At 48.7% G+C, this 21,352-nt stretch carries 17 protein-coding genes; 3 read left to right on the forward strand and 14 right to left on the reverse strand.

What is annotated here, in order from left to right; all coding sequences use genetic code 11:
- Nucleotides 1-28: 28 nt before the first annotated feature.
- Together MKY92_RS29335 and MKY92_RS29340 are read right to left on the reverse strand one after the other, a co-directional pair.
- The gene (locus MKY92_RS29335) at nt 29-2,617 is read right to left on the reverse strand and encodes a DUF2339 domain-containing protein (RefSeq protein ID WP_339298551.1); all 2,589 of its coding nucleotides are present in this window, start codon (nt 2,615-2,617) and stop codon (nt 29-31) included.
- 189 nt (nt 2,618-2,806) lie between these two features.
- Entirely contained in the window at nt 2,807-3,850 is a 1,044-nt protein-coding gene (locus MKY92_RS29340) for an LCP family protein (protein ID WP_339298552.1), read from the reverse strand.
- A gap of 111 nt (nt 3,851-3,961) precedes the next feature.
- Here MKY92_RS29340 and MKY92_RS29345 point away from each other — a divergent pair, with 111 nt between their 5' ends.
- On the forward strand, nt 3,962-4,936 hold the full coding sequence (locus tag MKY92_RS29345) for an aldo/keto reductase (protein ID WP_339298553.1): 975 nt from the start codon (nt 3,962-3,964) through the stop codon (nt 4,934-4,936).
- 144 nt (nt 4,937-5,080) lie between these two features.
- Here the strand turns inward: MKY92_RS29345 and MKY92_RS29350 are convergent, their stop codons facing one another.
- The 3 genes from MKY92_RS29350 to MKY92_RS29360 all read right to left on the reverse strand — a co-directional run bounded on the left by MKY92_RS29350 (nt 5,081) and on the right by MKY92_RS29360 (nt 6,743).
- Nucleotides 5,081-5,542: a MarR family transcriptional regulator gene (locus MKY92_RS29350; RefSeq protein ID WP_339298554.1), complete on the reverse strand. Its 462-nt coding sequence runs from the start codon at nt 5,540-5,542 to the stop codon at nt 5,081-5,083.
- A gap of 131 nt (nt 5,543-5,673) precedes the next feature.
- A complete protein-coding gene (locus tag MKY92_RS29355; protein WP_017691614.1) occupies nt 5,674-6,351 on the reverse strand; it encodes a TIGR00266 family protein in 678 nt (225 codons plus the stop codon).
- Entirely contained in the window at nt 6,348-6,743 is a 396-nt protein-coding gene (locus tag MKY92_RS29360; protein ID WP_017691613.1) for a winged helix-turn-helix transcriptional regulator, read from the reverse strand. The genes MKY92_RS29355 and MKY92_RS29360 overlap by 4 nt, the downstream gene beginning before the upstream one ends.
- A gap of 164 nt (nt 6,744-6,907) precedes the next feature.
- On the opposite strand from MKY92_RS29360, the gene MKY92_RS29365 reads away from it, so the two are divergent.
- The gene (locus MKY92_RS29365) at nt 6,908-8,122 is read left to right on the forward strand and encodes an MFS transporter (protein ID WP_339298555.1); all 1,215 of its coding nucleotides are present in this window, start codon (nt 6,908-6,910) and stop codon (nt 8,120-8,122) included.
- Nucleotides 8,123-8,317: 195 nt separating this feature from the next.
- On the forward strand, nt 8,318-9,175 hold the full coding sequence (locus MKY92_RS29370) for an aldo/keto reductase (protein ID WP_339298556.1): 858 nt from the start codon (nt 8,318-8,320) through the stop codon (nt 9,173-9,175).
- A 130-nt stretch (nt 9,176-9,305) separates the two neighbouring features.
- On the opposite strand, the gene MKY92_RS29375 is transcribed toward MKY92_RS29370, so the two are convergent.
- From MKY92_RS29375 to MKY92_RS29415, 9 genes are all read right to left on the reverse strand, one after another.
- Entirely contained in the window at nt 9,306-11,405 is a 2,100-nt protein-coding gene (locus tag MKY92_RS29375) for a glycosyl hydrolase family 18 protein (RefSeq protein WP_339298557.1), read from the reverse strand.
- Nucleotides 11,406-12,917 carry a glycosyl hydrolase family 18 protein gene (locus tag MKY92_RS29380; RefSeq protein WP_339301950.1) on the reverse strand — a complete coding sequence of 504 codons (1,512 nt, stop codon included), beginning with the start codon at nt 12,915-12,917 and terminating at the stop codon, nt 11,406-11,408.
- A gap of 435 nt (nt 12,918-13,352) precedes the next feature.
- Entirely contained in the window at nt 13,353-14,417 is a 1,065-nt protein-coding gene (locus MKY92_RS29385) for a pectinesterase family protein (protein WP_339298558.1), read from the reverse strand.
- Entirely contained in the window at nt 14,414-15,526 is a 1,113-nt protein-coding gene (locus tag MKY92_RS29390; RefSeq protein WP_339298559.1) for a glycoside hydrolase family 88 protein, read from the reverse strand. The genes MKY92_RS29385 and MKY92_RS29390 overlap by 4 nt, the downstream gene beginning before the upstream one ends.
- Before the next feature lie 87 nt (nt 15,527-15,613).
- Nucleotides 15,614-16,582, reverse strand: coding sequence for a LacI family DNA-binding transcriptional regulator (locus MKY92_RS29395; protein ID WP_339298560.1), 969 nt, complete (start codon nt 16,580-16,582; stop codon nt 15,614-15,616).
- A 40-nt stretch (nt 16,583-16,622) separates the two neighbouring features.
- Entirely contained in the window at nt 16,623-18,218 is a 1,596-nt protein-coding gene (locus MKY92_RS29400) for an extracellular solute-binding protein (protein ID WP_339298561.1), read from the reverse strand.
- 68 nt (nt 18,219-18,286) lie between these two features.
- Complete coding sequence (locus MKY92_RS29405; RefSeq protein ID WP_036612222.1) at nt 18,287-19,168, reverse strand: carbohydrate ABC transporter permease; 882 nt, start codon at nt 19,166-19,168, stop codon at nt 18,287-18,289.
- A 29-nt stretch (nt 19,169-19,197) separates the two neighbouring features.
- Nucleotides 19,198-20,103, reverse strand: coding sequence for an ABC transporter permease subunit (locus tag MKY92_RS29410; protein WP_047841090.1), 906 nt, complete (start codon nt 20,101-20,103; stop codon nt 19,198-19,200).
- Nucleotides 20,104-20,470: 367 nt separating this feature from the next.
- Nucleotides 20,471-21,274, reverse strand: coding sequence for a helix-turn-helix domain-containing protein (locus tag MKY92_RS29415; RefSeq protein WP_339298562.1), 804 nt, complete (start codon nt 21,272-21,274; stop codon nt 20,471-20,473).
- Nucleotides 21,275-21,352: the final 78 nt, after the last annotated feature.

Genomic DNA, 21,352 nt, shown 5'->3' on the forward strand with positions numbered 1-21,352 from the left:
ATCATGGACTGGAATTAGAATCATTACATCAATCTACTTCTTCCTCAGGCACAGTAGGCTCGTCGGCAGGCTTTGCTGTCTCTTTGGACTGTATTTCCTCCATCCGGCTCGACACCTTCTGATACAGGTAAGAGATCCCCAGCAATAGTACTCCAAAGCTGAAATAGGCAAAGATTTTGCTACCCGAGGTAAGCATCCCCACATCATAGAACACCATCTTCCCCGTAGCGAACAACGTTAGGCCAAGGCCGAGACGCCGAATCATGACATATTTTCTACGGAATCCATACGCAATATAGAGTATTGCCAGCAGCAGATAGATTAGGCTGAACATCAGCCCCACATCACCCCACTGGAACTGAATCGTCAGGAAAACGGTGATGACACCCAGCAGATATACCCCTGCGATAACCGGGTACCATTCAATGCTCTTGAACTGTCCGCGGATGCCTGCAATTAGCAGATCCCTTCCTGCAAAGAATACCCCTACGTTAAAGATAATTAGGACCAGCAAACCAACAATCTCCGCCGCTGTATGCTGCTGAACTTCCGGCTGAAGCGCTGGCATGGTTAAGGTGACAGCCAGCGCAATACAGCAGCCAATGGCATGCAGGAAGGTGGTATACCCCTGCACGTATTGATCACGCAGAAGCTTTACCTTGTTCAGTCCATAGGCCAACGCAATCGTGAGCGCTGCGAACATGAGCAACTTGTAGAACATGTATAACAGGAACGTCCCATCGACAGCTCTGGTATACAATTCATTCGACTCATACAGCACGTATAACCACAGATTCGCAAGTGTCACATACTTGAATCCGTTCAGGAAACCCAGCTCCAGCGGGCTGTAATTGAATCTCTCTCTGGAAGATGAGTTGCTGTGAACTGCCCAGACATAATACAGTGTAATAAGCACAGTTCCCAGCGTGATACTGGAGTATTTTAACATGAAGTAAGAACGTTCCCCGATGAAGAATAGCGCCAGCAGATCGTAGTACACAAAAGTGATTAGACATAGAAGCACAATGCCCCATCCGGCACGTTCCACAGACTTGAGCCGTTTCAGATGTCCTAGCGTAACCAACAGAACCCCTTCAATTAACCAACCCATCGATAACCACTTGGCCCCGAATTGGAACGGAATAATCAAAACGGCAAAGGTCAGGGAAGTGACATAGAAGAGCAGAATCGTCTGTTTCTCCTGAGCCATATGGCGCTGGACGAATCGTGCGAGGCCCAGATACACCACGCAGAAGATCAACGCCAGCAAGCCCTGAGCATCATTCCAATTTGCCACATCAAACAGTACGTATAACATCAGACAGCTGATGCTCGTATTCATGGCGAGCAGAGCGAAATCCCACCAGGTTAACTTCATTCGATGTTTGAAAGGATATGCCAGCGTAATGCCCAGATATAATGCAAACGTCACAATGGAATACAGCATGCCAATCTTCTCACTTGGCGACAGCCATAAGAGGATGAGCATGGATGGTGTGTTGAACAGGAAACTGATATAGTGCACCACCGGCCACCGTTTGCCGAATGATATAAACACAATAATGCCGTTTAAGAGCAGCAGATAGATCATGGCTACATAGACAGCCGGACCTTCAAGTCCGAACGAGAACATGTAGGAGAATAACGGAAGATATCCGCCCACGAGACCTAGTGAACAGATGGTCTTCGACTGGTATCTCAAGGACAACAATACGGAGATTGCCGATACCAACACAGACAAGCCAAGTCCCGTATATAACCCGATAATATGCAGTAAAAAGTAACTATAGAAGACGGAGCCGAACAAGACGGATATCCCACCGCCGAGCAGCCCCATCGCAAACGTCTGCCTTTTGCGGCGGAACAGCCACTCTCCTCCAGCGAGCATCAGTGCACCGAGCAGGAAAAAGGCTCCGCTCTTCATCTCGTCATTAAACCAGGTCGAGTACGAGTATTGGAACGCTGCTCCAACGCCCAGAATGAGGAGCAAGATGGCTACTTTGTTGATCCAGCTGAGTCCAATCTTCATCTCCATGCGATTCTGTTTGATCCTGCGTTGGATAGTCTCTTCGCTCAACCCTTCCTCCGCCATATGCTCATAACCACGTTCCATGTGCCCACGCAGAGCCTCTTCTCTATCCCGTACGGCTCGTCTGTGCGATTCAATGCGCTCATTCACCTCTGCCGCAAGGTAAGCAATCCTCTCCTTCACCTCGTGGGAATCCTCTTGTAACTCCTGTGCGGCCTGGTTGTACAGCGAGTTCAGATTGGATTTGGTTCGATGTTCATGGAATGCAATTCGATCATTATGTACTGCTGTTTTCCCTTGAAAATAGGTCTCCATCTTCTCCCGGGATACCCGGATCAGATTCAGCTTCTCATCCAGCATTTGTTCAGATAACGCCATCCGAAGACGTGCATTCTCTTCTTCCATCTTGCGCGAGCGAAGTTCAAGCTGGCGCAGCTTGAGCTTATGAGCCTCATACTGTTCCTGTAACTGTTCATTCTGAACGATCAGGTCATCGGACTGGTATTCCTGGAGCAGGGCATGGTACTCCTTCGCCAGCTGTTTCTGCTGCTCCTGAACCTGTTGAAGCCGATCCTTAAACTCCTTCATGAGCTTCCTCCGTTGGTTGATGTTTAATCTTTTCCCTATATTTTACTATATGTATGCCATAAAAAGAGGTTTAAACATTAGATATATCTGTGCAATATTTCATCCGTAGGATCTCAAACGCAAAAAAGCCGGGAAGCAACTGCTTCGCCGGACTTATATTCATATGAGCATTTGCACAAGAATCGATGCTTATGCCGCATCACTCGTCTCCGATTGGTCCGCTGACTCGGGCTCAATTATCTCGGTCGCATCAGGGTCTAGCCAACTGGCGATCATGCCACGCACATACTGCAGATCGTCCTCCGACAGATCGTAGTACCATGTGCCACTGCGCGTTGCACCCTCCCCCTTCAGCATGTAATTGCTGATCGTTGGTATGCTATCTTTCATATATAAGGACTCGGCAAATTTCACGATAAAGTCCGAGGTCATGTTGGTTGTAAAATTCGATCCGGCAATCTGGATTACGTCCGGGATTTTGGTCAGATTTTTGACCTCCAGCGCACGATTCATGAAGGCACTTAAGAAAATCCGGTGACGCATCGTCCGATTGAAATCAGAATCTTCCCGGTAACGCACATATCCAAGCGCTTCTTCACCGCTATAGATCGGTTTGTTGGCTTCAACGAACAGCTTTTCATGCGCTCTTGATTTGTTCTCAATATTCTTTTTGATCGGCAGTTCAACGCCACCCACCGCATCAACAATATCCTTGAGCCCGTTAAAATTAATCGCGGCATAGAAATCCACTTTGTTCCCCAGCAAATTCTCCACTGTATCCATCGCCATCTTGGCTTCACCATGGGCATACGCTGAGTTGATCTTTGACTTCACATCCCGGCCGACAATCTCGGTATAGGAGTCACGCGGAATGGACAGCAGCAGCACTTTATTGTCTTCTGGACGCACGACGGAATAGATGATGGTATCCGAACGGCTTGGTTCGTTATCCCGTTGGTCAATCCCTAGCAGCAACAGCGAGAATGGGTCGGTATGTTCCACGACAGGGGCATCCTTATCGCCCGCTGGTACAAAGGAGTCATCCAAGGCTTCCTTCACCGTAGCTGAAGCGAACATGTTAAAGGCAAACACGACGAGTTGCTTTTGATAGATAAATCCGAGTCCTCCCAACACAAGCAGCACACTTAGGGTGATGATTAATGGCTTCTTCCATTTCTTCTTCGGTTTCTTCGGCTTCCGTCTTGTTAAATGTGCAGCACTGTTTTCCATCATATCTCCTTTAATAACGGGTTCTTAGAATCATTTAACTATATTAATAACACGTTTTCAATAGATTACGTTATAATCTGCATTACATAAATGAATAGAGAAGGAGCGATGAATGTGGAATATCGACGTTTGGGCAATAGTGGTTTGCGTGTGTCGGCACTGGGGCTTGGCACCAATGCATTTGGCAAACGCGCGGATGAAGCAGCTTCTACCCGCATTATTCATGCAGCGATGGATCAGGGCATCAACTTTATCGATACCGCCAATATCTACGCAGGCACGGAATCGGAACGCATTATTGGACAGGCTCTCACAGGTCGACGGGAAAACGCGGTGCTTGCTACCAAGGCCGGATTACCCCGGCATGATGGTCCTCATGGGCGGGGTTCCTCCCGCTACCATCTGCAACAAGAGCTGGAACATAGCCTGCGGCGTCTGCAAACGGATTATGTCGATCTGTACCAGATCCATACTTTTGATCCGCATACACCGCTGGATGAGACACTGCGCACACTGGATGATATGGTCACTTCCGGCAAAGTCCGTTACATCGGAGCCTCCAACTACGCAGCTTGGGAGCTGATGAAAGCTCTGGGCATCAGTGAACATAAAGGTTATGTGCGCTACATCTCCACCCAAACCAGCTACTCCCTGGCAGACCGTACGCCCGAGTTGGAACTGGTACCGATGTGTCTGGATCAGGGTGTAGGTATTATTCCGTACTTCCCGTTGGCAGGTGGTATTCTGACAGGTAAATATAACGGACAGACCAGTGTACCTTCTGGTTCCAGAGCAGACACCGATCCGTCTTTCAACCGTTTCTTGCTGGAGCATAATATTCAACTGAGCGAACAAGTAAGCGCAAAAGCGGCTGCATATGGATGCTCCCCGAGTGTGCTGTCGCTTGCATGGCTGCTGACACGTCAGGCTGTATCCACAGTGATTGTTGGCGCTACACACACCGATCAGTTGGAACACAATCTGGCTAGTCTGGACATGTCACTGCCTGATGAGCTGTTGGCCGATCTGGACCAGATCAGTGACTCTTTCCGTCGCCGCGAGCCGTTTGCGTCCTATCGAATCGATTGAGCAACCTAAACAGACCTCCCGACAAGATGAAGTCAGGAGGTCTGTTTGTATTTTGCAGAGGTGCTATAATTATTAATAATTAGAAAATTTCCCAGTTCCACTACAAACTGTAGTTTAATAAATTAAAAAAAGATATATTACGGATCAACTCTCTGTTTTTTGGCGAAGAAACTCCTGCATGATCTCCAAATACTCTCCCTTACGTTCATCCAAAGTTTCGAAAAATGCCTTGTCCGACTCCTCGACCAGATGAATTCCCTCCACAGCCAATCGGGTTCCTTCTTCCGTTGTTGTGATAATGTTGGCACGCGTATCTGTCTGATGACGGGCGCGGGTAATTAATCCCCTTTTTTCAAGCGCACGTAGAACCTGAGAAGTTACGTTAACATCCACCTTGGCAAAATGAGCAATTTGAACCTGAGTAACTCCTTTGCCTTCCTCATCGTGTTCATTGAGCCACAAACAGGCGTGCAATAATACAAATTGAGGTTGTGTCAGTTCGAGGGGCTCCAGCACCCTGCGTACTTCCTTTTGCCACATGGATGTAACCTGCCATAACAGATATCCCGGGCTTTCTTGTGCGTTTTTATACCTTGAGCTTGTCATCTCATACCTCCATGATGTGCGACCTTATGCAACAGAATATGTACCCGTCAGTCAATGAAGTAAATCCATTATTCATATAACGATGATGGAAACATATCCGTTGCAATTCTGTGTGTTCTTTCTCAAAAAAATTAGCGGGCAGGTATAAACTGCTTCACCCATTGTCCGAATCCTTGCGGATTGCGGCTCTGTATAAGAATGGTTCCTTCTCCCCGGAACCGACATACCAGTCCTTCTCCACTTGTTACACTGGATAACCAGCCCTGTGAAGCTTTCTCAATACGGTAATCAACATAATGAGGCCATGCCACCAAATGGGCGTTATCCACGATCATTTCTTCACCTGCTGCCAGATTAATCGCATGGATGGCACCATAGGAAGACAGAAATACAGTTCCACGTCCGCTGATCTCAATAATGAAGAAACCTTCTCCCGAAAAGAGACCTTTCTTCAGGTTTTGCATTTTGGTATTCACCTGAATGCCCTCGGTTCCTGCCAGAAATCCGTCTTTCTGCACATAGAGTGAATAAGAACCGTCCAATTCAACAGCTTCTACATCGCCCATGCTTGAAGGTGAGAGCAGAATCTCTGCCGACCCGCCCGCAGCCGTCAGTTCCTGAAAGAAAAACTTCTCCCCGCTCAGCATCCGACCGAACCCGGCAAACATTCCGCCTTCTGCTGAACCCTTCAGTTCAACCGTAGGCGTCATGGATACCATCGCACCACTCTCAGCCTTGAACCGTTCTCCCCGCTGCAAATGTACCTTGAGCATCGCAAAAGCACCATCATATAAAATCTCATAGTTCACGGTTGCACCAGCTCCCTATTGTCAGAGTTAAAATCATTTAGTCCATTATCTTCCAGAACTGCTGATTTGTCTCCGTATTCCTTCACAATATGTTGATCTCCCCAATTACAGAGTGCATTGAGAATCGGTTCAAGACTTCTCCCGTAATCACTCAATTCGTATTCTACTTTGGGAGGGACCTGATTGTATACGATTCGGTTTACGATTCCGTCGTTTTCAAGCTCTCTCAGCTGTTGTGTTAACATTTTCTGTGTGATTGCGGGCATAATACGTTTGAGATCACTGGTTCGTCTCTTCCCATGTGTCAGATGACAGAGAATGACGCATTTCCACTTGCCACCGATCACTTCTAAGGTCGCTTCAACCGAGATGTTATATTTTTTTCTTACCATAACTTGCTTCCTCCCTGATGAATTGGATTACATCCGTCGCATGCTGTATAGGCACCAAAAAGTACGTAGGGTACTAAAAAGTACGTACTATTCAATCTATACCGAATAACTCATAATAGCATTTGCCGGTACGTAAATCTACATTCGGGGGAGTTGAGCAAGAAATGTTACAAGATTCAAAACGCAGCACGTGGGCACTGCTAGCACTGGCCATTAGTGCATTCGCAATCGGTACCACAGAATTTATCAGCGTTGGGCTACTGCCCCTCATTGCAGATAACCTGGGCATTTCCGTAACTACAGCGGGACTGACCGTTACTTTATATGCATTAGGCGTTACCTTTGGGGCTCCTGTCCTGACCTCACTGACGTCTACCATATCACGCAAAACGTTATTGCTTGCCATCATGATTGTCTTCATTGCGGGTAACACGTTGGCTGCACTATCGACGGGCGTCACCATGTTACTCATTGCGCGAGTCGTATCCGCTCTGGCACACGGAGTATTCATGTCTATCGGCTCCACCATCGCAGCGGATCTGGTTCCTGCCAACCGCAGAGCAAGTGCCATTGCCATCATGTTCTCCGGGCTAACGATAGCCACGGTAACGGGCGTACCTCTCGGTACACTCATCGGTCAACATTGGGGCTGGCGCGCTGCCTTTATCCTGATTGTTGTAGTTGGCATCGTTGCAAGCATCGGAAACCTGATACTCGTTCCATCCACGTTGAAGCGAGGAACACAAACGGCATTTCGGGATCAGCTGAAGCTGGTTACAGGCGGACGATTGCTGCTTGCTTTTGCCATCACTGCAGTCGGGTACGGAGGAACATTTGTTGTGTTTACGTATCTGTCTCCGTTGTTGCATGATATTAGCGGATATTCCGAGAAAACAGTAGCGTTCATTCTGTTGTTGTACGGAATAGCCATCGCTGTTGGCAACATCATCGGCGGCAGAGCAGCCAATCGCAACCCGCTCAAGGCGCTCTTCTACATGTTCATCATTCAGACCATCATTCTCGGCGTGATGTACTTCACCGTCCCGTTCAAGTTGGCAGCACTGCTCACCATTATGGGTATGGGCCTGCTCGCCTTCATGAATGTGCCTGGTCTTCAGATGTACGTTGTAACCTTGGCTGAGCGATATGCACCACAGGCCAAGGATGTTGCCTCAGCCTTTAACATCGCCGCATTTAATGCAGGGATCGCTATAGGTGCCTATTTGGGTGGAGTGATCAATGACTCCATTGGTTTGATTCACACGACATGGGTTGGTGCCTTGATGGTTCTCGTAGCTGTAATTCTGACGGCATGGGCTAAAATGCTGGAAAGCAAGGATCAACATGTACCTGCCGAACTGCAGAAGGCTTCGTTCTAAGTTGCATCCCGACCATTGGGCTCGGCCTGGGAATATTGGTTCCAAATTTATGAGGGGAACCGGTTTCACATCGTATTTTACTATACTATATACGTTGAACCCAATTTGATCTACTGTGATTTAATTTTGTATGATAAAACAACAAAAATTCAGCTTCAAACGACTGATTTTCACACAATTGAAGGAGGAACTCTCATGACAACATCTCAAACCGCACAACATTTACAATCTACAGTAACTCTGCATAACGGTGTTTCAATGCCTTGGTTCGGACTTGGTGTATTTAAGGTAGAAGAAGGATCTGAACTGATTGAAGCCGTGAAAAATGCGATTAAACATGGCTACCGAAGCATTGATACTGCTGCAATATACGGCAATGAAGCCGGTGTTGGTCAAGCGATTGCAGAAGCTTTGCAAGAAAACAACCTGAAACGCCAAGAACTGTTTGTTACATCTAAAGTATGGAATGCAGACCTAGGATATGAAGAGACACTTGCCGCTTTTGATACCACATTGAACAAACTGGGACTGGAATACCTGGACCTGTATCTGATTCACTGGCCTAAAGCAGGAAAATACAAAGCAGCCTGGAAAGCAATCGAGGAGTTGTACGCGGCTCGCCGCATTAAAGCTATTGGTGTCAGCAACTTCCAGATTCATCATCTCGAAGACCTGATGCAGGATACCAAAGTGAAGCCGATGGTCAATCAGGTGGAATACCACCCTCGCCTGACTCAGGTTGAGCTTAAGGCTTTCTGCGAAAAGAATGGTATCCAGTTTGAGGCTTGGTCGCCTCTGATGCAAGGTCAACTGTTGGACAACCCAGTGCTTACGGCGATTGCTTCAGCCAAAGGCAAATCGGTTGCACAAGTCATCCTGCGTTGGGATCTGCAAAATGGAGTCATTACCATTCCAAAGTCCACCAAGGAAAACCGGATTATCGAGAATTCCTCCATCTTCGACTTTGAACTTTCAAATGAAGAGATGGATCAGATCAGTGCCCTGAACGAAGATGTACGCGTTGGACCTGACCCAGACAACTTCGATTTCTAATAGATAGCCTTTTGGGAGGCTACTTTGATATAACACAGCGAAAACCACCGGATCAAGAGAGCCGGTGGTTTTTGGTTTTCTATTTTTATACTGCACGCTTTAATTCAAAATGTTGTAATCCATTTTTTAACTATTGAGCCTGCCACAACGCAGGGACATTGGATGGTTCCCACCCAGACAAGGAAGTGTGGGACTGCAAACATTTATACGTCTTACCGCTATAGGTGACCAGCTGTCCTACAGTATAGGCTGTATTCGCCTGCCAGGCGGAAACGCCCGGATTCGTCGTCCCTGTTGTTGTTTTCACGGTCACCGCATTGCTCGCAGCAGATACATTTCCCGCCGCATCCTTTGCTTTCACTGTAAATGTATACGAGGTATCCGATGCAAGCCCGTTGATGGTTGCTGTCGTTCCGGTCACGGATGTCGCCAGAGCCGTTCCATTGTACACATCATAACCCGTTACACCCACGTTATCCGTGGATGCCGCCCAGCTCAGCGTTATGCTGGATGTTGTTTGCGCCGTTGAAGCCAGATTGGTTGGTGCAGTTGGCGCTTGCGTATCACCTCCCGGCTGAGTCGTAGTGCTTACGGTTACAGCATTACTGGCTGCAGACAGATTGCCGGCCGCATCTTTTGCTTTGATCGTAAAGGTATAGGAAGTACCCGCGGACAGGCCGCTGATTGTTGCGGTCGTTCCATTGACGGAGGCAGCAAGATTGGCACCATTGTAGACGTTATACCCAGTAACACCCACATTATCTGTTGAAGCATTCCAGGCCAGCGTGACCGAGTTCGCCGTCACATCTGTCGAGCGGGCATTTCCCGGTACGCTTGGCGCAGTCGTATCTGCTGGAGGCACTGCACCCCCGGTAGGCAGATCGGCTTTCAGTTTATTTTGGAGTGTTTTGTTCCGGTCACCGCTAAGCTCCCAGAACATCGCTCCGCCAAGTCCTTTGCTCTTGATATAAGCGGTTTTATATCCAATAGACTCCGCATCGTCATAGCTAATAAAACGCTTGTTGGTCGCATTATAGAGATATGGCACCTTGGCAATGTCATTCCAATAACGCGTGTACCCGTTTTTGTTAATGTAATTGGTCTCCAGATCATAGAAATCAAAGGAGCCTGCTTCCCATGTTCCAACGGAAGAACCTCCCGTGCAGGTCTGATACTGCCCATTACCCGCCTGTGCGCATCCATCCCAGCCACGGCCATAGAACGGAACACCAAGCACAAGTTTAGCGGCTGGCACGCCTGCATTCAGATGTCCTTGTGCTCCTGCAGCCACGTTAAATGTATTGGCATCCGGCACCCCAGCAGCTGAAGCCGCAGGGTCATAGTTCAACGGCGCGTTATGCGCGCTGACTTTTTGCCAAGCCCCGTTAAAATCGTATGTCATAATGTTAATCCAGTCGACGATGGCAGCTATATTGGCAAGCTCTGTATTCGCAGCATAGGTTGTCGATGCTCCGCTTGCAATCGTAAGCAGATACTTCTTGCCGTCCACTGCTCCAGCAGCATCCAGCTTCTCACGGATTTTGCTCAGAAGCAGTGTGTAATTTTGCTTATCCTCCGGACGTTTGCTGTTACCATCAAGCCCGCCTGATACCGGGTACTCCCAGTCCAGATCTACCCCGTCAAAATTGTATTTCCGCAGGAAGTCGACGGCAGAGTTTGCAAATACCTCTCGCGTTGCTGCATTCGCAGCTACATCAGAGAAGCGGTTGGACCATGTCCATCCTCCCACGGAGATGATTGTCTTCAGATTGGGATTGATCTGTTTCAGCTTGTTAAGCTGATTGATATTGCCTGCAATGGGCTGATCCCACGTATCCCCTGCAAATGTCTTGCCGGTATCAATCCATGGATCGCCAAGCACGATCGTTCCGTTGGGCACATTGATCGTCTGGCTTTTTTCATTCTGACAGGTCCAGGTCACCGGGTTAGGGCCTGAAGGGTCAGAGTTTCCATGAACGCCGTTCCAGCAAATATCGGCAAAAGCATAGTTGATATGCGTGACTTTGGTTGGGTCGATATCCGTTACATTATAGTTTCTCCCATACGCAGCCCAGGACGGGTAGTAACCTACAATTTTATAAGAATCTGCAGCTGCTGCCATAGTTGGTTGGAACACAAAAGAAGGAATAATGACGGATAAGAGCAGGGATAGACCCAGGAGAAACTTTGCGGTTTTCTTGAAAGCAGTGCGTTTATTTAAATGTATCATCTAATACACAACCTCCTTTGTCGTTTGCGTACTCAGCCCGTTTAGGAACGGACGATGTGCGCTCGAAAACTGGTTATTCGTATATGCGTCCCAGTTGATTGACCAGGTCATAATCCCTTTTATCCCCGCATAGCCCGTAGACTGGTGCAAAGTATAGGAACCACCGTATGACACACCTTTGATTAGATAATTCAGTGCCTTTTGCAGATCGGCTGGCGTTGTATAACCACCTCCAGCAGCCTGCTGGGAAGCCGGCACACCGATGGCAATCTGATCCGGTCGCAAGGGACTAAAGAAAGTGCCCGTGCTGCCGCCTACATGAAAGCCTTGAAGCAGCATCTCCGCCATGGCCACATGGAAATCAGCTGTCCCTTGGGCGTAAGAGCGTCCATCCAGCCCCACCATGGAGCCCGTGTTATAGTGCTGCACATGAAGCAGGGTCAGGTCATTACGTAAGGCATGGATGACTGGCAAGTATGCTCCCCAAGGACCGCCGTAGCTCAGATATCCACCCTGTACATAGGCCGTCTCCGGCGCAGCCGTCAGGATGAAATTGGCGCCGAAGTGTGACTTAACTGCTTTCACGCCTTGGATGAGGTTAACAATTTTCGGTGTAGTTGGACTACGGAAATCGGTATCCCCTGCATTCAGAGACAGGGAGCTTCCTTCCAGATCGATATCTAGACCATTGAAACCATACGTGGAAATGATTGATTTTAACGAATCTTCGAACTGCTGTCTCTTGGTCGCGTCGGTGAGCTCAATGGTACCGTTGGCTCCCCCCATGGAAAGCAGTACTTTTTTCCCCTGGCTTTGCAGATAGGCAATATCGGATTTGAATTCGGCTACCGTTGCATTGTATGGAGTAAAAGCAAGTGTTCCGCTGCCATGTGAAATCGGTTCGGCAAAGGAGACATTAATGACGTCATAGGCTGTTGATACATTACGAAGTCTGATATTCGTTGAACCATTATCGAAGTTGTGCCAGTAGCCAATCAGCCATTTGCCACCGGTTGGCCCAGGATTGGATGATCCATTGGAAGTTGTTACACTGAGGGAGGTGCTCGCAGCGGATACATTGCCTGCGGCATCTTTGGCTTTTACCGTAAAAGCATAAGTCGTGCTGGCTGTCAGTCCAGTGACTACAGCTGTTGTAGTTGAAGTACTTGTCACAAGAACGCCGTTCCGGTACACCTCATACCCCGCTACGCCCACATTATCCGTGGATGCATTCCAGGAAAGACTCACAGAGGTGTTCGTGATGGAGGATGAAGTCAGACCCGCAGGAACAGAAGGTGGTGCCGTATCTGGCGTTGGCGTTTCCCCTCCCGAACCTTCCCCGACGTATTTCCACAACGCGGGCACAACAGAGGGCTCCCATCCGGTCAACGCCGTGTGGGCCTGAATACACTCATAATCTTTATTCTGATATGTTACGAGGTCTCCTTTCTTGTATGCATTGCCTGCCTGCCACTGGGCGGCGGCATCGGCTCTCGGTGCAAACCACGAAATAAGTAGAAGAAATGCCAAAGCAAATGTAATGACCGGGCGGAATCGAACAGCTTGATTCAAGCAAAATCCCTCCTGTACTAAGGATACGTTCACCTTGCAAACAAAACTTCAATTGTCCACCTGCATCTGATCTGTGATCGATTAGAGCCAGCCCCATTCAGCCATCTGATGTTGCGTGTCACTTCACTCCCTTCCCTTACCAAAATGGACCTTCCCTCTCGTGTTCTTTTTTTGCAGGCACCATCCAAATTTTACAGGGAATTTACAGATCCTCACCCTGTATTTAATCAGTAAAATGCAAAAGAGATAAGGGATAAAATAGTTCTATTGGGGGCGAAAAATGTAATATAGCGCACAAAAAAGGTTTTCGTTCAAGTCCTTAGGAGACTTGAACGAAAACCTATGTTAGATATTACGCAGAGAAGAGGGCATATCTTACCGCCGCAGCTCCCCTCTCCCTTCCAAAGGCTGCCATCCATCTACGCCGGACAGAATCAGAGGTACAGTGTACTCGGCCGCTTCCTGTTCGGTCAGTATTTTGGCCCAAGGCACACGATCAGCAGCACATCCGGCACCAGGCCCGGCGCTGTTGTATTCCACATACTGAACGGTCTGCTCTGCATCTGTCTTGTTCCAGTTGTGCCATCCCTCCCGCTTCACATGAGCGCCGATCCAGCAGTTCAGAAAACAGACTTTGGCATGATGACGCCACGGTCTGCCCAGATACACCGACTGCGGTGGAGCATTGCTGGTCAGATCACAGTCCAGAAACACATAGCCGTAACGCACATCCTCCGGCGTAGAGGCTGCGGTAATCCAACCGTTCACTTGTCCATCCGCAGCCTCCGCTTCAGTCAGGCGATTCTTCGTAAAGATCTCACAGCCCTTAAACACTACCGTAGCCGAACCAAAAATAAAATCGATATCACCTTCGATGTAACAGTCCTCGAAATACTGCCGCAGTTTGCGCCGCTCGGCACCATCGCGTGGTCCGCCAAAGTAACTGCGATCCATGGGCTGCTCCGGCAGCGGGCCGGTGAAGATCGTATCCTGGTGACCGATCAAACGACAGCGGCGAAATACCGCCCGATCTCCATCCACATAAACGGCCAGCGCCTGACCAACTTGCTTGCCCGGCCCAGCAGCATTTACGAAGGAAATCCCCTCTGCCGTGAAATCATCAGCACCAATGAAAGCCGTATAGGAATGAAACGTATGATATGGCGACCCATCCGGGAACTTCTTGAGTGCATGATCATCATACGTAATGATCGTCTGCTCCGCCCCTTCACCAATCAGGTGGATGCCCGGCTTCTCCATATGCAGCTTCTCATGATATACACCGGCCTTCACGCGAATCGGGACGTTTCCGATGCCATTCTCCGGCAGCGCATCAACTGCAGCCTGGATCGTCACATAATCCCCCGTCCCGTCTGAAGCAACAGTCAGACAGGGAGCCGATGATTCCATTGCTGTATTTGGCAATCTCTGCTGTGTCATGGCAATCGCTCCATTTCCAGCGCTGCCAGCAGAAGTGGGGCCACCCCCATAAAGGAATCGCTTACAACCGCTTCGCTTACATAGTAGTTGTACGAGCCATCCCGATCCAGACTTAGTCCTGCGCCATGACAGATCCCGTTTAACCGAACGCCGTCAGCCGTCTCCTCCACCAATCTGGAGGAAAGTCCTTGCCATCCTTTCTCCGCCGCAGCTCTGAAATGCGGCTCCAGATACCTTAAGCGCACACCCTTCGCAAGTGCATATACAAACATGCTCGACCCGGATGCTTCGAGATAGTTGCCTTTGCGGAAGCCCTGATCCAGCACCTGAAACCATAACCCGCTCTCCTGCTCCTGCACGCTTACCAAAGCATGGCACATCCGTTCGAAGATCCCAATGATGGTTCCACGCTTTGGATGGTTCACGGGGAAATGCTCCACGCTGTCCACAATCGCCATGGCATACCAGCCCATCGCCCGGCTCCAGAAGTGTGGCGAGCAACCTGTCGATGAATCCGCCCAGACCTGCTCCTTCGATTCATCCCAGCCATGATAGAGCAGACCGGTCCGCGGATCACGGGTCTGGCGTTCGATCAGCAGAATCTGATGTGCCACTTCATCCCATAACTCGGGGTGATGAAAGGTCTTCGCATACTCGGACAGAAAGGGAGACGACATATACAGGCCGTCCAGCCACATCTGGAATGGATAGATTTTTTTGTGCCAGAAACCACCCTCCGACGTTCGGGGTTGCCCTGCGAGCTGTGCGGCCAAGAGATGCGCCGCTTCTGCGTAACGCTGATCTTCAGCACCATCCAGTAATGCAAACAGGTTTTTCCCTTGATTAATCTGATCCAGATTATATTCTTCCAAAGTATAGGTGCCAATAGAGCCGTCCGGCTGGATATACAGGTCCATATGTTTTTTCATAAAATCAACATACTCTTGCTTGCCATAATACTGGCCGGTTCGTGCCATCGCCATCAAAGTCATGCCTTCCACGTATGCCCATCGTCCCGAAGGGAACGCATGATAACCGTCCCCGTCACATTGCTGGATAATTGTTGCTGCAATTCGCTCAGACCAGGATAACTGCGTCTGTACCTGCATAAGCAATTCCTCCTTGAATGTTGTACTCACCTAATACATACATGTAGACTAACGGATAACCGCTTCACTCTTCAAAGGTTGCTGTCCTTACTGCCGGCATATTGCCGTTGAATTGCGAAGGTTCAGCTTGGGCTGAATAACTACCGGAACGTCGACCTGTTCATCACGGATTAACGATACAATCAGCTCTGCTGCCTGCACGGCCAGTTCATCCAGAGACGGGCCAATCGTCGTCAAAGCCACTTCGGCATACTGCATATCCGGTAGATCATCATACCCGATTAACGAGATATCGCGTGGAACACTGTAACCTGCCTCAAGTAAAGCCCGGAGTGCACCTCGGGTGACCAGGTTGTTCAGTCCAATAAAAGCTGTCGGCGAATCCGCCCCAAACGCATGATTACGTATGGCAAAATACCCGTCTTCCCAGGAGGAATACGCTGGCAGCACATGGTCTTCGTTAAAATCCAGACCCGTACGCTGTAACGCTTCCCGGTATCCCTCCAGCTTGACGTGCTGGGAGTTGCCGATGAATCCGATTCGGCTGTGGCCCAGCGATTTCAGATGCTCCACTGCTTTGAACAGCCCTTCTTTGCGATCAATCTTGATGTAAGGAGAGTTCGGCGCTTCATCAGTACCCAGCACAAAACATGGCATGTTGAGTGTTGCAAACTTTTTCCAGAACATCTCCCGATTGTCCAGTGCATAGTCCCACAGAATACATCCGTCCACGCGCAGCTGGCTGAAGACATCCACGCCATCATCCGCCACAACCAGGATCATCTGATATCCCCGCTTCTTCAGCTCGGTGTGCAGACGGCCGGAGATGTTCGAGAATAACGGATTGCTCAGCTCATCCAGTACAAAACCGATGATGTTGCTCCTGCCGGTCGAGAGCTGCCGAGCCAACATATTTTTCCGATATTGATGTTTCTCCGCGACCGCAAGCACCTTCTGCTTTGTTGCCGGTTTGATCGCGGGATCATCATTCAGCGCCTTCGATACCGTGCTATAGCTCACCCCCGCCAATTTGGCAATGTCTTTAATGGTTATCAAAATCAATCAACACCTCTCATACGCCTGAAACCCTAATTTCCTATTGCTGTGCAGATTTATAACGATCATATTGTGCCTGTCTGCCCGCAATAACCTGCTCTATATTCATCTTCTTCAATGTCTCAATATAACTGTCAAACTGGTCCAGACTGGCGTCCCCGCTAATAAACTTGAAGTTCATCTCTTCCACATATGTGGTGATGTCAGGCATCGCCATGCTCTCCACGCTCGCTTCATCCGGCAGGGCATAGACAAACGGGAACGGTTCGCGCACATACGGCTCCAGTTCCTTATCCATCTTCGCATGCCAAGGGGCTACGACGGAATCGGCAGAATCGGTGGATTGGATGTTCGGCAGATTTACCGGACCAATGCCGAGCTTCTGAATGTATTCATTGTCCTTGCCTTTGTCCGTGAATGTCTTCACGCCATTCTCTTCCGTATACGTGTCATCCTTGATGCCCCACGTATAATACGTCTGTGCTTCCTCACTTACGGCATAGTCCAGGAAACGGAAAGCAAGTTCGGGATTTTTACTATCACGTGTAATGCCAAAGATGCCACTCACTGGTGTACGTCCTACATAGAACTGATCCCCATGCGGTCCTTTCAGTGGTAAAATGCCTTTGATGATCGGCTCTTCCGGATTGTAATCCTTGAACAACGGACTGTAGACCATCGACATATACCAGCTAAAATTAAACGTTGCTCCCGTCACATCCTGAGAGATGCGCGACGTGACCTGATCACTCGTGGTACTCGCATAATCCACCCCAAGCAGACCCTCCTTGTACAGTCCGTTCAGATAGGTCAGGTACTCCTTATAGGTAGGCTCATAATAGCTGAAATGTACCTTGCCCTGATCGTCTGCATAGAACTGGTTGGACAGATCGAGACCAAACGCGGGGCCAAAGGCCATTGACACAAATTTTGCTTCCATGGACAGCGGAATCTCATCGGCTTTTCCGTTGCCGTTCGGGTCGTCTGTCTTGAACTTGCGCAGCATCGCCGTAAATTCATCCAGCGTGGTCGGCTCGCTTAATCCCAACTTATCAAGCCAGCGCACATTAACCATAAATACCGGCATGTAGTTGCGGGTTAACGTCTGCTGCGGGATATAATACATTTTACCATCTGGCGTTGTTAAACTGGCTTTGACCGAAGGCGACTTTTCATATATTTTTTTGAGATTCACGCCGTACTTCTCTACCAGTTCATTAATCGGAATGAATAGACCGCTGTTAATGTACTTCATCAGCTGATCCTGATCCGGCAGGTACACGATATCGGGCAAGCCGGTACCTGCAGCCAGCCTCGGATTTACGGCATCCGCATAGTTCTGCGGCGGAATCAGATCCCAATCCACCGTTAAACCGGCGTTACTCTCAATTTTCTTAACGATGGCTGCGGTGGACAAGTCCACATTGGTCGTCCAAGCATTGGTGCCTAGAATAGACAGCTTGGCATCCGGTTGATCCGTCACCGGCCCTGCTCCGGTATAATTGAAGGCTGGCTCCGAACTGGACGTGGTACTTCCGGCATCGGTTCCCGCCCCTGTTCCGCCGCTACATCCCGCCAGGCTGATTGCCAGTATCGCTGCGATTACACTTTTTCTTCCTGCCCCTTTAAATCTCATCCATCATTCCTCCTTGGTATGAACCATTTTGAACTCCCTTGAATGACATGACACTTAAGTAAGTAAAGCTATCCTTTCACGGCTCCGAGGGTAATCCCCTTAACGAAGTACCGTTGGATAAACGGGTAGATTGTAACAATAGGCAGGATGCTAACCACAATGGATACATAACGAACCTGAAGAGAGGAGACGGCCAGCGCACCGGATGTCATCGTACCGCCCATCTTCTGCATCACTTCCGGCGAAGCCATGATCAGCACCCTTCGCAGGAACATCTGTAAGGGCTGCATATCCTGTTTGCCCAGATATAATAGGGCCGTGAAAAAGTTGTTCCAGTGGAATACCGCATAGTACAGCGTGAGCACAGCCAGTGTTGGCTTGATGATGGGAACCGCCAGACGATACAGCATCGTCATCTCGTTGGCCCCGTCTATACTGGCACTTTCGAATATTTCATTCGGAATACCTTCGAACGCTGAGCGGCAGATCATGACGTTAAACGTAATCACCAGCACAGGCAGCACCATAACCCAGCGGGTGTTGTACAGCCCAAGCGAGGTAATCAGCATGTAGACCGGAATGAGTCCACCCGAGAAGTACATGGTGAAGGCGATGAAGAAATTCAGCTTGCGACGTAAGAAAAACTGCTGTCTGGATAATGGAAACGCGGCAAGACATGTTGCCACGATGTTCAACAGTGTGCCTACCACGGTGTACCAGAGGGTGTTGTAGAACGAAACCCACAACTCCTTGTATTGCAGTACCATTTGGTAACCTGACAGGGTAAACCCAACGGGCCACAATACAACTTTTTGTTTGTCGATGGCATCCACCGAGCTGAATGAAATGCTAATGACGTACAGAAAGGGATACAACGTGACAACAACCGCCAGTATGGTCAGCAGGTAGACACATCCGTAAAACAAACGGTCACTTCTCGATTTTTGCATACAGGTCTCCTTTGGTCCGGGTTATAGTCTTACCAGAGTGACATCTTGGTTAGGCGGCGGGTCATGGAATTGGCAGCAAAAACAAGGATAAAGGTGATGATAGAGTTGAACAGGCCGACCGCTGTGGCGAAGCCATAATTCTGGCCCTCAATCCCCATCCGGTATACATAGGTGGACAAGACATCAGCCGTTTCGTAGGTGGCTCCGTTGTAGAGCAGATATACTTTCTCGAAACCTACACTCATAATGCCGCCAAGTGACAGAAGCAGAAGAATGACAATGGTTGGTTTGATACTGGGAAGGGTCAGGTGCCAGAGCTCCTGGAATTTGTTGACGCCGTCAATTTTGCCGGAATCATACATCTCGGGGTCGATCCCCATAATGGCTGCAATGTAGATGATGGAGCTGAAGCCAAAGCTCTGCCAGATGTCGGAACTTGTGAATATGGTACGGAACCAGCTGGCATCCATCATGAAGTTCACTTTTTCCATGCCAAGACTCGCGATGAGGGTGTTCACAATACCGTCTGTTGGTGACAGGAAGTTAATGATCATGCCAGCTACAACAACAGTGGAGATGAAGTGAGGAAGGTACGTAACGGTCTGGGCAAATCGCTTGAATGTCCGGTTCTTGATCTCCACGATGCAGACAGCGAATAAAATCGGAATGGAGAAACCAAACAAGAGCGGCAGGAAGGCGAGCAAAAATGTGTTACGTAGCAGTCGCCAGAAGTAGATGGAATTCACGAACTGTTCGAACCAGCGCAGTCCCACCCACTCCCCGCTGAGCATGCCCTGCCCCGGCAAGAAATTACGAAATGCCAACAGCACGCCAGGCATCGGAAGGTACATGAAGATGAGGTAATACAGAAAGATAGGCGAAAACATCAGTAGCAAATATTTATCCCGTCTGATCAGGCTGAACAGCGTGGACATGCGTTTTTTCAACGTGAAACACTCCCCTTCGCTACATAATTACAACGTTTGAATTTATGAATAAAAAGGAACCGTCATTTCACTGACGTATTTGTTATTTATCTCATTCACATTTTGTGACATCCTATATTATTCTGCATATTAACGAGATATTTGCTTAAAGCAGTCCTCCTCACACCGTGTTTTTGTATTTTCAAAACTTGCCATAATCATAATTACAACGTTGTAATTTTAACCTAAATGTATACGCTTACATAAACTTTTTCCCATCTTAGCAAAGTCTTCAATGTTTGGCAACAACAAAAATCAGTGGCATGCTGTAACGTACTAAATACAGTCTCGCATATGCGAGACTGCCTGTTAAAATCTACACGTGATTCCGATATTCCATCGGTGTCATCACATACACTCGCTGAAAGGCTCTGTAGAACTGACTGACGCTGGAAAATCCCAGTTCATAACTGATTGTGGTCACTGAATCTGTTGTATGGCGGAGCCTCTTGGAAGCTTCTTCTACGCGCAAATTCAGCAGATATTGATACGGTGTTGTTCCCGTAAGAGCTTTGAAAGAACGCATAAAATGATACCGGCTCTGATGCGCGACCATCGCCATCGAATCAATATCCATCGGGCCTGTATAGGCACTGTGAATGTAATCCAGCACTCGTTGGAGATGAGGATCTATGAATGTACCGGGATTTACAGTCCTTTTTCCATTTTCCTGCCCCGTCAACATACGTCTTAGATACGTCTCGATCGCTAGTTCTGTTTCCTGCACTTGCAGCATTTCGGGCACATCATCTAACAAAATGGAATTCCAGCCTCGAAACAGACTGCTGATCTCAGCAGGATCAAAAGTCTGGGTAGGTCGAAACTCAGCTCGTCCCCCACTTAACTCTGCACCTTCGAAACTGCCTAATGGCGGTTTACGGAATTTGATCACAATGACAGCCGAATCCGACCCTATCTCAAAATAATGCTCAGTCTGGGGATGAGCAATAATCCCTATCCCTGCTTTTAGCGGGTATGCATGCCGTTCCTGTACCAGATGACATTGACCTCTGACCGGCAGCGTTAGCTGATACCAGTCGTCATGTACATGCGGCTCATTCGCGAATCCTCCGGTAGCTTTCCATAATTCCAACCCATTTAGTGTCATGTTTAATTCCATCGTTTGCTCACCTGCTGACATTATAGCAAATCGTGCTCACTTTCCAAGCACTTTTCACAAAGACATGATCTTCCCCCA

It is taken from the genome of Paenibacillus sp. FSL R5-0623 (assembly GCF_037974265.1).
In the GTDB taxonomy this organism is placed as follows: Bacteria; Bacillota; Bacilli; order Paenibacillales; family Paenibacillaceae; genus Paenibacillus.

Bases quoted from the DNA above. Each gene is read 5' to 3' on its own strand.
- MKY92_RS29335 (WP_339298551.1), bottom strand. From the start codon at position 2,617: ATGAAGGAGTTTAAGGATCGGCTTCAACAGGTTCAGGAGCAGCAGAAA.
- MKY92_RS29340 (WP_339298552.1), bottom strand. From the start codon at position 3,850: ATGATGGAAAACAGTGCTGCACATTTAACAAGACGGAAGCCGAAGAAA.
- MKY92_RS29350 (WP_339298554.1), bottom strand. From the start codon at position 5,542: ATGACAAGCTCAAGGTATAAAAACGCACAAGAAAGCCCGGGATATCTG.
- MKY92_RS29360 (WP_017691613.1), bottom strand. From the start codon at position 6,743: ATGGTAAGAAAAAAATATAACATCTCGGTTGAAGCGACCTTAGAAGTG.
- MKY92_RS29365 (WP_339298555.1), top strand. From the start codon at position 6,908: ATGTTACAAGATTCAAAACGCAGCACGTGGGCACTGCTAGCACTGGCC.
- MKY92_RS29370 (WP_339298556.1), top strand. From the start codon at position 8,318: ATGACAACATCTCAAACCGCACAACATTTACAATCTACAGTAACTCTG.
- MKY92_RS29375 (WP_339298557.1), bottom strand. From the start codon at position 11,405: ATGATACATTTAAATAAACGCACTGCTTTCAAGAAAACCGCAAAGTTT.
- MKY92_RS29385 (WP_339298558.1), bottom strand. From the start codon at position 14,417: ATGACACAGCAGAGATTGCCAAATACAGCAATGGAATCATCGGCTCCC.
- MKY92_RS29390 (WP_339298559.1), bottom strand. From the start codon at position 15,526: ATGCAGGTACAGACGCAGTTATCCTGGTCTGAGCGAATTGCAGCAACA.
- MKY92_RS29400 (WP_339298561.1), bottom strand. From the start codon at position 18,218: ATGAGATTTAAAGGGGCAGGAAGAAAAAGTGTAATCGCAGCGATACTG.
- MKY92_RS29405 (WP_036612222.1), bottom strand. From the start codon at position 19,168: ATGCAAAAATCGAGAAGTGACCGTTTGTTTTACGGATGTGTCTACCTG.
- MKY92_RS29410 (WP_047841090.1), bottom strand. From the start codon at position 20,103: ATGTCCACGCTGTTCAGCCTGATCAGACGGGATAAATATTTGCTACTG.
- MKY92_RS29415 (WP_339298562.1), bottom strand. From the start codon at position 21,274: ATGGAATTAAACATGACACTAAATGGGTTGGAATTATGGAAAGCTACC.